Here is a 14,695-nt window from a genome sequence, read left to right on the forward strand (position 1 = left end):
TCCGCGAATCGACGCGCATCGCGCCGATCCGGCACGCACGCCGGTCAGCCTTTGATCTGATCGCGCACGGCTTGCCAGAACGCCTCGAGCGCATCGCGCTTGGTCAGCTCGCGCCGGTTGCTGGCGTCGGTATAGGCCAGACGGTCGCGATACAGGCGAATCTCCATGTCCAGATGCCATGGGGCCGCCGCCTTGCCCGGGGGCGCGAGATCGACCAACTCGCCGCGCGCGACCGAATCGACCACGGCGCTTTCCGGCAGAAAGGCCACACCGTGTCCGGCGAGCACCATGGCCTTGAGCGCCTCGGCCATGTCGGTCTCGTACACCTTGTCCAGATGCAGCCGGCTCGACGCGTCGCCGGCGAGCAGATCGGTCATCCGGCCGAGATAGGCATTCGCCGTGTAGGCGAGGTAGGGCACCGGCGCGTCGGGCGTGCCGGGCAGCTTGAAGCGGGCGCGCTTTTGCGGCGTCGGGGCGCTGTAGGGGCTGAACCGCTCGCTGCCGAGCACGATCATCTCGTAGCGCGCCGCATCGAGTTGCAAGGGCTGGCTCGGATGGTAGTAGCACATCAGGAGATCGCAGCCGCCATCGGTCAGCGACATCGCCGCGTCGTGCACGTTGAGCGCACGCAAACGGCTGCGCAACAGGCCCAGACGCTTCTCCAGCGCCTTGAGCCATCGCGGGAAGAACGTCATCGACAGCGTGTGCGGCACGGCGAAATCGAGCACCGAATGGTCGGCCGAGCGCTGTTCGCGCAGCAAGGCGCGCGCCTCCTGCGCTTGCGAGAGCAATGCCAGCGCCTGCTCATAGAACACTTCGCCGGCCGCGGTGAGGCGCGTGGGATAGCTCGATCGGTCGATCAGTTCACTGCCAAGCCACGCTTCGAGCGACTGAATCCGGCGCGAGAACGCCGGCTGCGTCACATGGCGCAACTCGGCCGAACGACTGAAACTGTTCGTCTTGGCGAGCGACACGAAGTCCTCGAGCCATTTGATTTCCATGCGGCACTCCCGCGTCGGCGATGTCAGCGCGCTAGTCTACTCAATCGTCCGGCCGGCGCACAGACCCGCGTCCGCGCCAGTCGTCCAACTGCCCAACGGCTCAACCGCCCTGCCTTCCGCCCGACGGCCGAGTTGCCACGCGCCCTCAGGACACCACCGTGGCGAAGTGCGACGCCTCGGCATCGCCCTCCCCGTCGCGACGCTGCTGTTGCAACGCCCACATCTGCGCGTAGAGTCCTTCGGCACGCAGCAGGTCGTCGTGCGTGCCACGCTCCACGATGCGGCCCTTGTCGAGCACGATGATCTGCGCGGCGTGCACGACCGTCGAGAGGCGGTGCGCGATGACAAGCGTCGTGCGTTCACGGGCGATGTTGCGCAATTCCGCCTGAATCGCCTGCTCGGAGCGCGAGTCCAGCGCCGAGGTCGCCTCGTCGAAAATCAGGATATGCGGATTCTTGAGAAGGGTGCGCGCAATCGCCACGCGCTGCTTCTCGCCGCCGGAGAGCTTGAGCCCGCGCTCGCCGACCATCGATTCATAGCCGGCCGGCAGGCTCTCGATGAAGTCGTGGATATGCGCCGCACGGGCCGCGGCGATGACCTGCTCGCGCGACGCCGACGGATTGCCGTACGCGATGTTGTAGTAGATCGTGTCGTTGAACAGCACAGTGTCCTGCGGCACGATACCGATGGCCGCGCGCAGCGAGTCCTGCGTGACGTCGCGAATGTCCTGCCCGTCGATGGTGATGCGCCCCGCCGCCGCGCCGGGGAAGCCGACGTCGTAGAAGCGAAACAGCAGGCGTGAGAGTGTCGATTTTCCCGAGCCGCTGTGCCCGACGACAGCCGTGGTCGTGCCCGCCGCCACGGTGAAATCGACGTCGTGCAGAATCTGGCGCGACGCCTCGTACCCGAAATTCACGTGCTCGAAACGCACGGTGCCGCCATGACAGACAAGTGGCGCCGCACCCGGCGGATCGGCAACTTCGCGATTCACGTCGAGCAACGTGAACATGCGATCCATGTCGGTCATCGCCTGTTTGAGTTCGCGATAGATCACGCCGAGGAAATTCAGCGGAATGTAGAGTTGCAGCATGAAGGTGTTGACGAGCACCAGGTCGCCGAGCGTCATGCGGCCACTCATCACGCCTTGGGTGGCATGCCAGAGAATCAGGATGAGTCCGGTCGCGATGATCGCCTGCTGTCCGAAATTCAGCACCGAGAGCGAGTTCTGCGACCGAATCGCCGCGGCGCGATAGCGCTTGAGGTTCTCGTCGTAACGCTGCGTCTCGAACGCCTCGTTGCCGAAATACTTCACCGTCTCGTAGTTGATCAGCGAATCGATGGCGCGCGCGTTGGCTTTCGAGTCGAGTTCGTTCATCGTGCGACGAAAATGCGTGCGCCACTCCGTGACTTTCACCGTGAACACGATGTAGAACGACAGTGCCACGAGCGTGACGATGGCGTAAAACGCGTCGTAGCGCACGACGAAGAAGCCGAGCACGAGCGCCACCTCGATGAGCGTGGGCAGAATGCTGTAGAGCGAGTACGAGATCATCGACTGGATGCCCCGCGTGCCGCGCTCGATGTCGCGACTCATGCCGCCCGTCTGACGCTCCAGGTGAAAGCGCAGCGACAGCGCGTGCAAATGGCGAAACACCTTGAGCGCGATTTGCCGCACCGCGCTTTCCGTCACCTTCGAGAACAACATTTCCCGCAGTTCGGTGAAGAGCGACGTGGACAGGCGCACCACCCCATATGCCACGACCAGCAGACCGAGCCCGCCCACGACGATCAGGCTTGCATCGCCCGATGCGCGCGCCGTGGCGGAGAAGGTCGCCACGGGGCCGAGCCCGTCGACGATGTGCTTCATGATGATGGGCACGCCGAGGTTGGCCACCTTCGCCATGACGAGACACGACAGCGCCAGCGTGACGCGTCCGCGGAATTCGAGCAGATACGGGAACAGCGATTTGATGACTTGCCAGTCGCCGCGGGGGGGGCGAGCGGCGTCGGAGGCCGTCGGTGCAGGCTCGGCCGAAGAGTAACGTCTCATGATGGGGAGGGGCGGCGTCCGGCTCGTTCGAGGGCTTTCCGCTAAAATCGTCGATGGCGTATTTTCGCAGAACCCGGCGTCTCATGCTGAGCCGACGCCGGGCGGCTCTTCCGCCCGTGGAAACCCGAAGCAGGACCGGCAGCGGCGTGCCGTCGCCGTCTTTCTCGCGGTTTCCGACTTTCGCAGTCTTCCCGGCTCACGCAAGGATCCTCATGAGTACCTCGACTGCCGCCCTCACGGCCCTGCCCGAAGAAAAAGAACTGGCGTTGCGCGTACTGCCGATGCCTGCCGACGCCAACGCCCACGGCGACGTATTCGGCGGCTGGATCATGTCGCAGGTCGACATTGCCGGCTCGATTCCCGCCGCACAGCGCGCCAACGGCCGCGTGGCGACCATTGCCGTCAACTCGTTCCTGTTCAAGGAGCCGGTGTTCGTGGGCGACCTGCTGAGCTTTTACGCGACGATCGTGAAGACCGGCAATACGTCGATCACCGTCTACGTCGAGGCCTATGCGCAACGCATGCGCCTGTCGCACGAGATCGTCAAGGTCACCGAGGCGATGGTCACGTACGTGGCGACCGACGAAGATCGCCGTCCGCGCCCGCTGCCCAAGCTCGACACGGCGAGCTGAGCGTCCGCCAACAAAAAAACGCCGCCGTCTCGCAGAATGAGGCGTGCGGCGTCGATGCGCCTGCTGTGCCGCCGAGTCTTCCCGGCGACGGCGGAGGCGTTATGAAAACTGACTGAAATCCGGCTTGCGCTTCTCGAAGAACGCCGTGAACGCCTCACGCGCTTCCGGAGAGACGAGCCGTTTACCGAACTCCAACGCCTCGTCGCGAATACGCGACTGCACCGCTTGCGCGCTGTCGCCCTTCATCAGCTGCTTGGTCACGCGCAGCGACGCCGCCGGCATGGCCGCGAGTTGCGCGGCACGCTTCGCGGCGTAGTCGGCCAGTTCGTCCGCCGGCACAGCACGGTTGACGAAGCCCATCGCGACGGCCTCGTTCACGTCGAACGGCTCACCGAAAAGCAGCTTCTCGGCGGCACGCTGGTAGCCCGCCACGCGCGGCAGCAGCCAGCTCGACGCCGCCTCCGGACACAACGCCAGTTGCGAAAACGGCAGCGAGAAGCGAGCGGTTTGCGTGGCATACACGACATCGCAGTGCAGCAGCAGTGTCGTGCCGACGCCGACCGCATTGCCCGCCACGGCCGCGACAATGGGTTTGGTCGCCTGGCTGATCGCACGCAGGAACTGGAACACGGGGGCGTCGTCGTCCTTCGGCGGGTTTTTCAGAAAGTCTTCGAGATCGTTGCCTGCCGAAAAGGCCTCCGGCTGCCCCTGGATCAGGATCACGCGCAACGACGGATCGGCCTCCGCCTCGGCAATGCCTTCGGCCATTGCCTGATACATCGCGGCGGTAATCGCATTCTTCTTGTGCGCGCGGTTGAAGGTCAGCACCTGCACCGCGCCCTGGCGATGCACCAATACGTCTTCCATCTCGTGTGTCTCCTCGGATGTTCCGGGCCTCTGGCGACGCCGGGTCACTGCCCGCCGTAGATGAGAACGCCGGGGGCGGTCGCGCTGTTGCGAAACCGCACCCCGGCGCCCTGGGCCGTCGTCCGCCGCATGTCTGACGATTGCCAGCGGACGGCCTACGGCACGCCCGCTTACATGCGCTCGAGAATCCCCGCCGCGCCCATGCCGGTCCCCACGCACATGGTCACCATCCCGTACTTCAGGTTGTGACGGCGCAGCGCGTGCACCACGGTCGCGGCACGGATCGCGCCGGTCGCGCCCAGCGGGTGGCCCAGCGCGATAGCGCCGCCCATCGGGTTGACCTTGCGGGTGTCGAGATCCAGATCCTTGATGACGGCAAGGGCCTGCGCGGCAAACGCCTCGTTCAGTTCGATCCAGTCCATGTCCTGCTGCGACAGGCCCGCCGCGCGCAGAGCCGCGGGAATCGCCTCCTTCGGACCGATACCCATGATCTCGGGCGGCACGCCGCGCACGGCGAACGACACGAAACGGGCGAGCGGCGTGAGGTTGAACTGCTTGAGAATCTTCTCGCTCACGACGAGCAGCGCGCCGGCACCATCCGACGTCTGCGAACTGTTGCCGGCCGTGACCGACCCCTTGTTCGCGAAGACCGGACGCAGTTTGCCGAGCCCTTCGATCGACGTATCCGGCCGCGGGCCTTCGTCGAGCGACAACGTGCGCGTCTTGATCGACACGTCGCCGGTGGCCAGATTCGGGAAGCGTTCGACGATCTCGATCGGCGTGATCTCGTTCGTGAATTCGCCCGCCTGTTGCGCCTGGATCGCCTTCTGGTGGGAGGCCAGCGCGAAGGCGTCCTGCGCGTCGCGCGTCACGCCCCATTGCTGCGCCACCTTCTCGGCGGTCAGCCCCATGCCGTACGCGATGCCCACGTTCTCGTCGCGCTCGAAGATCGACGGCGAGAGCGACGGCGTGTTGCCCATCATCGGCACCATGCTCATGCTCTCGATACCCCCGGCGAACATTGCGTCGGCTTCGCCCACACGAATGCGGTCCGCCGCCATCGCGAGCGCCGTGAGGCCCGAGGCGCAGAAACGGTTGACGGTCACCCCGCCCACCGTGTTCGGCAGACCCGAGAGCAGCGCGCCGATACGCGCCACGTTCAGGCCCTGCTGGGCTTCGGGAATGGCACAGCCGATGATGGCGTCCTCGATGACCTTAGGATCGAGATCCGGCACCTGCGCGAGCGCACTCTTGAGAATGGTCGCGAGCAGGTCGTCCGGACGCGTGTTCTTGTAGCTGCCCTTGGGTGCCTTGCCGATCGGCGCGCGCGTGGCGGCAACGATGTAGGCGTCTTGCAGTTGTTTGCTCATGTCAGTCTCCGATCGGCTTAGTTGCGCACCGGCTTGCCGGATTGCAGCATGCCCATGATGCGTTCCTGGGTCTTCGACGTGCCCAGCAGTTCGATGAAGGCGCGACGCTCGAGCGCCAGCAGCCATTCTTCGTTCACGAGGCTGCCGGCCTCCACGTCGCCGCCGCACACGGCTTCGGCGATGCGCGAGGCGATGAGGAAGTCGTGCGCCGAGATGAAGTTGCCGTCTCGCATATTCACGAGCGACGCCTTGATGGTCGAGATCCCCGAGCGACCGGCGACAGGAATGCCAGCCGGCTTGAGCGGCGGACGATAGCCGGCAATGGCCAGCGCGCGCGCCTCGTTACGGGCGACCGACAGCAGTTCGTGCACGTTGTACACGATGGTGTCCGTCGGCTTCAGATAGCCCATGTCGCGGGCGTCGAGCGCCGAGGCCGAGACCTTCGCCATCGCCGCATTGGTGAACGACTTGGTCACGAACTGGAGATACTGCACGCTGCCCGCGGCACTCGCGGCTTCCGCTGCGCGGATCGCCGCTTCCTTCAGGCCGCCGCCGCCCGGCACCAGCCCGACACCGACTTCCACGAGACCGATGTAGCTCTCGAGCGCCGCCACGCGCTTCGCGCTATGCAGCAACAGCTCGCACCCGCCGCCCAGCGCAATACCGGAGACGGCCGAGACGACGGGCACCTGCGCGTACTTCACACGCATCATGCCGTCCTGGAACTTCTTGATGAACGGCTCGATACCCTTCGCCCCGCCCATCATGAACGCGGGCATGGCCGCTTCGAGATCGGCGCCGGCAGAGAACGGACCACCCGGCGCACCGAGTTTGAGCGACGTGGGCTGCCATACGACCACACCGCGATAGTGCTGCTCGGCCAGATCGATCGCGCGGGTCAGCCCGTCGATGACGGCCGGCCCGATGGTGTTCATCTTCGACTTGAACGAGACGATAAGCACGTCGTCCTGCCCCGGGGTCTCGTCGACCCACAGGCGCACGGCGTCGTTCTCTTCGATGGTCTTGCCGAACTTGCGCGGATCGGCGCTGGCGTCGCCCACGAGCGAGGCCGGGAAAACCTGACGCTGATACACCGGCAGCGTGCTGCGCGCAACGAACGCGTCCTTGGCCGGTGCATACGAGCCATTCGCCGTGTGCACACCGCCCGCCTCGGCGACATTGCCGCTCGTCACCCACTTGGGCAGCGGCGCGCTCGAGAGCGCCTGACCGGCGTCGATGTCTTCCTGCACCCACTGCGCAATGTCCTTCCAGCCCGCAGCTTGCCAGTCCTCGAACGGACCGGTGCTCCAGCCGAAGCCCCAGCGAATCGCGAAGTCGACTTCACGTGCGTTGTCGGCGATCTGCTCGAGATACACACCGATGTAATGGAACACATCGCGGAACACCGCCCACAGAAACTGGGCTTGCGGGTTCGTCGATTCGCGCAGCAGACGCAGACGCTCGGCCGGCGCTTTCTTCAGAATGCGCACGACCATCTCGTCGGCCTTCTTGCCCGACTCGACATACTCACCCGATTGCGGGTCGAGCACCTTGATGACCTTGCCTTCCTTCTTGTAGAAACCCGCGCCCGTCTTCTGACCCAGCGCGCCCTTTTCTACGAGTGCCTTGAGCACCGGCGGCGTGGCATACGTCGGGGCGAACGGGTCGTCCTTGAGGCCGTCCTGCATCGTCTTGATCACGTGCGCCATCGTGTCCAGACCGACCACGTCGGCCGTGCGGAACGTGGCCGACTTGGCACGACCCAGCTTGCTGCCGGTCAGGTCATCGACCACATCGAACGGAATGCCATACTTCTGCGCTTCGGCGAACACCGCCAGAATCGAGAACACGCCCACGCGGTTGGCGATGAAGTTCGGCGTATCCTTCGCGCGCACCACGCCCTTGCCGAGCGTGGACGTGAGGAACGTTTCGAGTTGGTCGAGAATCTCCGGCGCCGTGGTGGCGGTCGGGATCAATTCGACCAGATGCATATAGCGCGGGGGATTGAAGAAGTGCACGCCGCAGAAGCGCGACTTCAGATCGGCATCGAAGCCTTCCGAGAGTTCAGTGATCGACAGGCCCGACGTATTCGACGCGAAAATTGCGTGCTTGGCCAGATGCGGCGCGACCTTCTTGTACAGGTCATGCTTCCAGTCCATGCGCTCGGCGATCGCTTCGATCACCACGTCGCAGCCGGCGAGGGTTGCAAGGTCGTCCTCGTAATTCGCCGCTTCGATGTATTGGGCGTCGGCCTTGTCGGCGAACGGCGCGGGGCTCAGCTTCTTCAGGCCGTCGATGGCACGCAGGACGATGCCATTCTTCGGGCCTTCCTTGGCCGGCAGATCGAACAGCACGACGGGCACTTTCGCATTGACGAGGTGCGCGGCAATCTGCGCACCCATCACGCCGGCGCCCAGCACAGCGACCTTGCGTACGACCAGGGGTTTGTTGGTTTGGCTCACGGTGATCTCCTCCGCTCTCAGAACAGGTCGACGTCGACTTCCATCAGCGTCTTCGCACCGGCACGGGCCATGCGGATTTGCGACGCGGTCTCCGGCAGCAACTTGGCGAAATAGAAACGCGCCGTGGCGAGCTTCGATTCGTAGAACTTGTCGCCGCTGCCTTGCTTGTCAAGCGCGATGCGCGCCATGCGTGCCCAGAAGTAAGCGAACACGAGATGGCCGACCACGCGCTGATACGGCACCGAGGCGGCGCCCACTTCGTCTGGATTGGCCATGGCCTTCATGCCGATTTCCATCGTCAGCTTCTGCACCTTGTCGCCGATGTCCGCGAGGGGATTGACGAACTCCTGCATTTCTTCCTTCGTGCCTTCGGCCTCGACGAAGTCCTGCACGAGCTTGCCGAACTTCTTGAGCTTCGCCCCCATGTCGCCGAGCACCTTGCGGCCCAACAGGTCGAGCGCCTGAATCGAGTTCGTGCCCTCGTAGATCATGTTGATGCGTGCGTCGCGCACATACTGCTCCATGCCCCACTCGGAGATGAAGCCGTGGCCGCCGTAAATTTGCATCGCATGGTTGGTGCACTCGAACGCGTTGTCGGTCAGGAAGGCCTTGATGATCGGCGTGAGCAGCGCGACCAGATCGGCGGCTTCACGACGCTCGGCTTCGTCACCGTGCGACAGCTCCTTGTCGATGTGCAGCGCGGTCCAGTAAGAGAACGCGCGACCGCCTTCCACATAGGCTTTCTGCGTGAGCAGCATGCGGCGCACGTCCGGATGCACGATGATCGGATCCGCCGGCTTGTCCGGCGCCTTCGGGCCGGTGAGCGAGCGCATCTGAATGCGCTCCTTCGCGTACACCAACGAGTTCTGGTAGGCGACTTCCGTCAGGCCCATGCCCTGCATGCCCACGCCCTGACGCGCGGCGTTCATCATCACGAACATGGCATTCAGGCCCTTGTTCGGTTCGCCAACGAGCCAGCCGCGCGCGCCGTCGAGGTTCATCACGCAGGTGGCATTGCCGTGAATGCCCATCTTGTGCTCGATCGAGCCGCACTTGATGCCGTTGCGCTCACCCGGTGCGCCATTCGCGTCGGGGATGAACTTCGGCACAACGAACAGCGAGATACCCTTCGTTCCCGGCGGCGCGTCCGGCAGGCGGGCCAGCACAAGGTGGACGATGTTGGCGGCCATGTCGTGCTCGCCGGCGGAGATGAAGATCTTGGTGCCGGAGATGGCGTACGAGCCGTCGCCATTCGGCTCGGCCTTCGTGCGCAGCATGCCCAGGTCGGTGCCGCAGTGCGGCTCGGTCAGGCACATCGTACCGGTCCATTCGCCCGATACGATCTTCGGCAGATAGGTGGATTGCTGCTCAGGCGTGCCATGCGCATGCAGGCACTCGTAAGCGCCGTGCGACAGGCCGGGATACATCGTCCAGGCCTGGTTGGCGGAGTTGAGCATTTCATACAGGGCGTTGTTGACGACCTGCGGCAGCCCTTGGCCTCCGAACGCGGGGTCGCACGCCAGCGAGGGCCAGCCGGCCTCGACGTATTGCTGATAGGCCTGCTTGAAGCCGGTCGGCGTCGTGACGACGCCATCGCCTTCGTACTTGCAGCCCTCGCGATCACCCACCTGATTCAGCGGGAAGACGACTTCGCTGCAGAACTTGCCGGCCTCTTCGAGCACCTGGTTGATGGTGTCGGCATCGATGTCCGCGTGTTTCGGCAATGCCTTCAATTCGTTTTCCACGCCCAGCAGTTCGTGCAAAACGAATTGCATGTCGCGCAGCGGCGCGTTGTACTGTCCCATGACCTACTCCTCCGAACAAATCGAATTGAATCGCGGACGGCTCGCGCCTCACCCGCGCTGATAAGACGAAATCAGTTTTTCCAGCGCCACCCGGGTCATCTCGACGGCCCCCGGCTCCCGGAGGAACCGCGCGTCGTGATGCAAGCCAAGTGTCAGGCTGTACATTTCAAAGAGCATCAGACGCGGATCGGTGTCCGCACGCAAATGCCCCTCCTCCTTCGCTTGCGTGATCGCGCGCAGCAGGGCCGATCGCCACAACCGCACGCTCTTCACCAAGGCCTCGCGCACCGGGCTGGCCGCGCGATCGTCGTACTCGACGGCACCGCTGATATAGATACAGCCCGTCGTCACCTCGCGAATGCGCTTGTCCATCCAGCGATCCACCAGCGCCCTGAGTCGCGGCAGGCCGCGCGGAGCTTCCATCCCGGGGGCGAACACCTCGTCCTCGAAACGCCGGTGATACTCGCGCAGCACTTCAATCTGCAAGTCCTCGCGCGAACCGAAATGCGCGAAGACGCCGCTCTTGCTCATCTGCATACGATCAGCCAGCAAGCCGATCGTCAGCCCCTCAAGTCCATCGCGCCCCGCAAGTTCCAGCGCGGCATTCAGGATGGCGGCTCGTGTCTGTTCACCCTTTCGCATATGTTTGGCATCGCTTTGGTTATCCGTTCTCCGATGCTAACCAAAAAATCGAACGGCCGTCCTATTATTGGGGGACACCCATGGGCGAACAAGGAATTTATTAGATCGGAATACCTAATCGGTAGCCGTCGGAGGGCGGGGTTCGGCGACGTCGGCACAGGGCCGAGAGCCATGAGCAACGGCGGATCATCCGTCGGCATCCGCCCGAAAATCAGTCGTATTTGCCGCGCGTGAGGAGCCGCATCGTCAGGCGATAGAGGCGATACGCCATCCACTGGCGGAAGCGCCGCCAGCGCGAGCGTGCGCCGTAGCGGGCGGGGTCGATGAGACGCGCCTCGTCAAAGGCTCGGCGGATGTGATCGCGCAGTTCGATGACCAGCGGATCGTCGAGCACCACCACGTTGGCTTCGTGATTCAGGAACAGCGACAGCGCATCCAGATTGGAGGAGCCGACCGTAGCCCATACGTCGTCGACGACGGCCACCTTGCCATGCAGTTGACGCACGTCGTACTCGCCGATGCGCACGCCGGCATCGAGCAACTTGGCGTAAAGCCAGGGCACCGCGGCATCGAGCAGGCGGAACTCGTTGCGGCCGATCAGCAGATGCACCGCCACGCCGCGTCGGGCCGCCTGCGTCAGTGCACGTCGCAGCCGGCGGCCGGGCACGAAATAGGGATTCGCGAGCCAAACCTCGTGGCGCGCGCGGCCCAGCGCCATCAGGTACGCCTTTTCGACCGCGCGACGATTGTGCAGGTTATCGCGTGCCACGAAGGCTGCCTGACCGGCGTAAGGCGCGTGCAGACGCCCACGTTGCCCGCGGCGCCGATGACGGAACGGCGTCCCCAGATACCCCGGCGCGAGGCGCAGCCACTGAATATGAAACGCGATGGAGATTTCGGCGACGATGGGACCGCGGCATTGCACGGCAAAGTCCCAGCGCGGATCGTCCATGCGGGTGTCGCCACCGGCGTTGTCGTCGTCGATGATGTTGATGCCGCCGACAAATGCCACCGCGTGATCGACGATGGCCAGCTTGCGGTGCGTGCGCGAGAAACCGAACTTGCCGAACAGCCGCGGATTGTAGATGCGATACGCCACACCGCGCTCGCGCCAATCGGCGAGAAACGGCAGTCGGCGGCTCGTGCCGATGCCGTCGAGGATGACGCGTACCGCAACGCCGCGTTGCGCGGCGCGTTGCAGCGCTGCGGCGACCTGCTGCCCCGCCTCGTCGGCTTCGAAGATATACGTCTCGAGCGCCACGTCGCGGGTGGCTCGGTCGATGGCGGCAATGAGCGCTGTGAAGTAGCGCTGACCGAGATAGAGCAGCGTCAGATCGTTATCGCGGGAGAACGGCAGGTACTTGCTCATCGGCGCGCCGTGCCGCGGCTAGCGCACGCGCAACGGCAACTGCCGGATGGCATCGCCGTTCGACGGTGAGAAACAACGCGCGGCGGCCGCTTCCCACGGCAGCCACGCATAGGCGACATGCTCGCGCGGCGAAAGCGTCACGGCGGTGTTCTGCGGCACGCACAAGCCGAACCAGTGTTCCGTATTGCGCGTCACGCCCGGCGCATAACGATGGGCCCAACGCGGATAGATGTTGTACTGAATTTCGTGCTGCCAATCGGTCAGCGCAGCGGCGGGCACCGCGGTTCCGTTTGCCACGCGAATACCGGTCTCCTCGAAGACTTCGCGCACGGCCGTCTCGAACAGCGGTTCGTCGAGCCGGTCCTTGCTGCCGGTGACCGACTGCCAGAAGTTCTCGGCGTCGGCACGCTCGATGAGCAGAACGTCGAGCGCCGGCGTATAGATCACGACGAGCACCGATTCGGGAATCTTGAAGGGTTTCATGCAGGTGGCGATTCGAGAACGGCACCGAAGACCGGCACCGATGACGCATTGTATAGGGCAAACGCCGGGTGTTGCGGCATGCGCGATGCCCCCGAAAAACGAAAACCCCCTCGCCTGACGGCAGAGGGGGTTTTCAGCTTGCGTGCGGGGCCGACGAGCGGCCCCGTGAGCCACGTCAGGCCTTGGGCGCTTCCGGCTGGCGCAGACGGATATGCAGGTCGCGCAGTTGACGCTCGTCGACCGACGACGGTGCCTGCGTGAGCAGATCCTGCGCACGTTGCGTCTTCGGGAACGCGATCACGTCGCGGATCGAATCGGCGCCGGCCATCATCGTGATGACGCGGTCGAGACCGAATGCAATGCCCCCGTGCGGCGGCGCGCCGTACTGCAGCGCGTCGAGCAGGAAGCCGAACTTCGCGCGCGCTTCTTCCTCACCGAGATTGAGCGCACGGAACACCTTGCTCTGCACGTCTTCCTGGAAGATACGGACCGAACCGCCGCCGATTTCCCAGCCGTTGAGCACCATATCGTAGGCTTTGGCCAGGCACTTGCCCGGATCGGTCTCGAGGTAGTCGATGTGCTCGTCCTTCGGGCTCGTGAACGGGTGATGGCACGCGACCCAGCGGGCATCTTCCTCGTCGTACTCGAACATCGGGAAGTCGACGACCCACAGCGGACGCCAGCCGGCTTCGAACAGGCCGTGGCTCTTGCCGAATTCCGAGTGACCGATCTTCAGGCGCAGCGCGCCGATGCCGTCGTTCACCACCTTGGCCTTGTCCGCACCGAAGAAAATGATGTCGCCGTCCTGCGCGCCGGTACGCTCGAGAATCGAGGCAACGGCGGCGTCGTGCAGATTCTTCACGATCGGGCTTTGCAGACCGTCGCGGCCCTTGGCCACTTCGTTGACCTTGATCCACGCCAGGCCCTTCGCGCCGTAGATCTTCACGAAATCGGTGTAGGCGTCGATTTCGCTACGCGAGATCTCCGCACCGCCCGGCACGCGCAGCGCAACCACGCGACCGCCTTCGGTCGTGGCCGGCACCGAGAACACCTTGAAGTCCACGTCGCCCATCACGTCGGTCAGCTCGGTGAATTCGAGCTTCACGCGCAGATCGGGCTTGTCGGAGCCGAAGCGACGCATCGCTTCCGCGTACTCCATGACCGGCACCTTGGCATCGAGGTCGACGTCGATGGCTTCCTTGAACACGTGACGAATCATGTTCTCGAACAGATCGCGGATTTCCTGCTCCGTGAGGAACGAGGTTTCGCAGTCGATCTGCGTGAATTCCGGCTGACGGTCAGCGCGCAGGTCTTCGTCGCGGAAGCACTTGGTGATCTGGTAATAGCGGTCGAAGCCGGCCACCATCAAGAGCTGCTTGAAGAGCTGCGGCGACTGCGGCAACGCGAAGAACATGCCGGCGTTCACACGCGAGGGCACCAGATAGTCGCGTGCGCCTTCCGGGGTGCTCTTCGTGAGCATCGGGGTTTCGATGTCGATGAAGCCTTGCGCGTCGAGATATTTGCGCACTTCCATCGCCACCTTGTAGCGCAGGCGCAGGTTGTATTGCATCTGCGGACGACGCAGATCCAGCACGCGATGCGTGAGGCGCGTGGTTTCCGACAGGTTTTCGTCGTCGAGCTGGAACGGGGGCGTGACCGACGGGTTGAGCACTTCGAGCGCGTGGCACAGCACTTCGATCTTGCCGCTCGTCAGGTTGGCGTTCTCGGTGCCCGCCGGACGGCTGCGCACCAGGCCCGTGATCTGCACGCAGAATTCATTGCGCAGGCCTTCGGCGGCCTTGAACATCTCCGCGCGGTCCGGATCGCACACGACCTGCACCAGACCTTCGCGATCGCGCAGGTCGATGAAAATGACCCCGCCGTGATCGCGGCGGCGATTGACCCAGCCACACAGCTTGACCGTTTGGCCCAGTTGTTGCTCGGTCACCAGACCGCAGTAGGAGGTACGCATGGACATTTTGCTGTTCCGATTTTCAAAAAATGGCGCCGGCGA

The 14,695-nt window shown here is 64.2% G+C and carries 11 protein-coding genes; 1 reads left to right on the forward strand and 10 read right to left on the reverse strand.

All coding sequences use genetic code 11. The features are described from left to right. Positions 1 to 44: 44 nt before the first annotated feature. Both PanNE5_RS02980 and PanNE5_RS02985 read right to left on the reverse strand, forming a co-directional pair. Positions 45 to 1,001 (reverse strand): LysR family transcriptional regulator, encoded by a 957-nt coding sequence (locus PanNE5_RS02980; protein WP_017235636.1) that lies wholly within the window; start codon positions 999 to 1,001, stop codon positions 45 to 47. Positions 1,002 to 1,146: 145 nt separating this feature from the next. Beyond that, the gene (locus tag PanNE5_RS02985) at positions 1,147 to 3,051 is read right to left on the reverse strand and encodes an ABCB family ABC transporter ATP-binding protein/permease (RefSeq protein WP_017235635.1); all 1,905 of its coding nucleotides are present in this window, start codon (positions 3,049 to 3,051) and stop codon (positions 1,147 to 1,149) included. Positions 3,052 to 3,263: 212 nt separating this feature from the next. Between PanNE5_RS02985 and PanNE5_RS02990 the strand changes: the two genes are divergently transcribed. Continuing rightward, positions 3,264 to 3,683: an acyl-CoA thioesterase gene (locus PanNE5_RS02990; protein WP_017235634.1), complete on the forward strand. Its 420-nt coding sequence runs from the start codon at positions 3,264 to 3,266 to the stop codon at positions 3,681 to 3,683. Between the two features lie 99 nt (positions 3,684 to 3,782). Here PanNE5_RS02990 and PanNE5_RS02995 read toward each other — a convergent pair whose 3' ends face one another. The 8 genes from PanNE5_RS02995 to aspS all read right to left on the reverse strand — a co-directional run bounded on the left by PanNE5_RS02995 (position 3,783) and on the right by aspS (position 14,659). After that, positions 3,783 to 4,550 carry an enoyl-CoA hydratase gene (locus PanNE5_RS02995; protein WP_150562441.1) on the reverse strand — a complete coding sequence of 256 codons (768 nt, stop codon included), beginning with the start codon at positions 4,548 to 4,550 and terminating at the stop codon, positions 3,783 to 3,785. Positions 4,551 to 4,720: 170 nt separating this feature from the next. Beyond that, positions 4,721 to 5,920: an acetyl-CoA C-acyltransferase gene (locus PanNE5_RS03000; protein WP_017235632.1), complete on the reverse strand. Its 1,200-nt coding sequence runs from the start codon at positions 5,918 to 5,920 to the stop codon at positions 4,721 to 4,723. Positions 5,921 to 5,937: 17 nt separating this feature from the next. After that, the gene (locus PanNE5_RS03005; RefSeq protein ID WP_261939788.1) at positions 5,938 to 8,322 is read right to left on the reverse strand and encodes a 3-hydroxyacyl-CoA dehydrogenase/enoyl-CoA hydratase family protein; all 2,385 of its coding nucleotides are present in this window, start codon (positions 8,320 to 8,322) and stop codon (positions 5,938 to 5,940) included. 77 nt (positions 8,323 to 8,399) lie between these two features. Then, positions 8,400 to 10,187, reverse strand: coding sequence for an acyl-CoA dehydrogenase C-terminal domain-containing protein (locus tag PanNE5_RS03010; RefSeq protein WP_150551580.1), 1,788 nt, complete (start codon positions 10,185 to 10,187; stop codon positions 8,400 to 8,402). A 48-nt stretch (positions 10,188 to 10,235) separates the two neighbouring features. Further along, a complete protein-coding gene (locus tag PanNE5_RS03015) occupies positions 10,236 to 10,829 on the reverse strand; it encodes a TetR/AcrR family transcriptional regulator (RefSeq protein ID WP_017235629.1) in 594 nt (197 codons plus the stop codon). A 211-nt stretch (positions 10,830 to 11,040) separates the two neighbouring features. After that, positions 11,041 to 12,198, reverse strand: coding sequence for a cardiolipin synthase ClsB (clsB, locus tag PanNE5_RS03020; protein ID WP_261939202.1), 1,158 nt, complete (start codon positions 12,196 to 12,198; stop codon positions 11,041 to 11,043). A gap of 18 nt (positions 12,199 to 12,216) precedes the next feature. Further along, positions 12,217 to 12,681, reverse strand: coding sequence for a dihydroneopterin triphosphate diphosphatase (gene nudB / locus PanNE5_RS03025; RefSeq protein ID WP_261939203.1), 465 nt, complete (start codon positions 12,679 to 12,681; stop codon positions 12,217 to 12,219). Positions 12,682 to 12,856: 175 nt separating this feature from the next. Then, positions 12,857 to 14,659: an aspartate--tRNA ligase gene (gene aspS / locus PanNE5_RS03030; protein ID WP_017235626.1), complete on the reverse strand. Its 1,803-nt coding sequence runs from the start codon at positions 14,657 to 14,659 to the stop codon at positions 12,857 to 12,859. Between the last annotated feature and the right edge of the window lie 36 nt (positions 14,660 to 14,695).

This window comes from Pandoraea sp. NE5 (genome assembly GCF_024363545.1).
GTDB classification, from domain to species: Bacteria; Pseudomonadota; Gammaproteobacteria; order Burkholderiales; family Burkholderiaceae; genus Pandoraea; species Pandoraea cepalis.

Excerpts from the sequence above, each read along its gene's own strand:
- clsB (WP_261939202.1), bottom strand. The coding sequence starts at position 12,198 with ATGAGCAAGTACCTGCCGTTCTCCCGCGATAACGATCTGACGCTGCTC.
- PanNE5_RS02985 (WP_017235635.1), bottom strand. The coding sequence starts at position 3,051 with ATGAGACGTTACTCTTCGGCCGAGCCTGCACCGACGGCCTCCGACGCC.
- aspS (WP_017235626.1), bottom strand. The coding sequence starts at position 14,659 with ATGTCCATGCGTACCTCCTACTGCGGTCTGGTGACCGAGCAACAACTG.
- PanNE5_RS02980 (WP_017235636.1), bottom strand. The coding sequence starts at position 1,001 with ATGGAAATCAAATGGCTCGAGGACTTCGTGTCGCTCGCCAAGACGAAC.
- PanNE5_RS03005 (WP_261939788.1), bottom strand. The coding sequence starts at position 8,322 with ATGGGTGCGCAGATTGCCGCGCACCTCGTCAATGCGAAAGTGCCCGTC.
- PanNE5_RS02995 (WP_150562441.1), bottom strand. The coding sequence starts at position 4,550 with ATGGAAGACGTATTGGTGCATCGCCAGGGCGCGGTGCAGGTGCTGACC.
- PanNE5_RS03000 (WP_017235632.1), bottom strand. The coding sequence starts at position 5,920 with ATGAGCAAACAACTGCAAGACGCCTACATCGTTGCCGCCACGCGCGCG.
- PanNE5_RS02990 (WP_017235634.1), top strand. The coding sequence starts at position 3,264 with ATGAGTACCTCGACTGCCGCCCTCACGGCCCTGCCCGAAGAAAAAGAA.
- PanNE5_RS03015 (WP_017235629.1), bottom strand. The coding sequence starts at position 10,829 with ATGCGAAAGGGTGAACAGACACGAGCCGCCATCCTGAATGCCGCGCTG.
- nudB (WP_261939203.1), bottom strand. The coding sequence starts at position 12,681 with ATGAAACCCTTCAAGATTCCCGAATCGGTGCTCGTCGTGATCTATACG.
- PanNE5_RS03010 (WP_150551580.1), bottom strand. The coding sequence starts at position 10,187 with ATGGGACAGTACAACGCGCCGCTGCGCGACATGCAATTCGTTTTGCAC.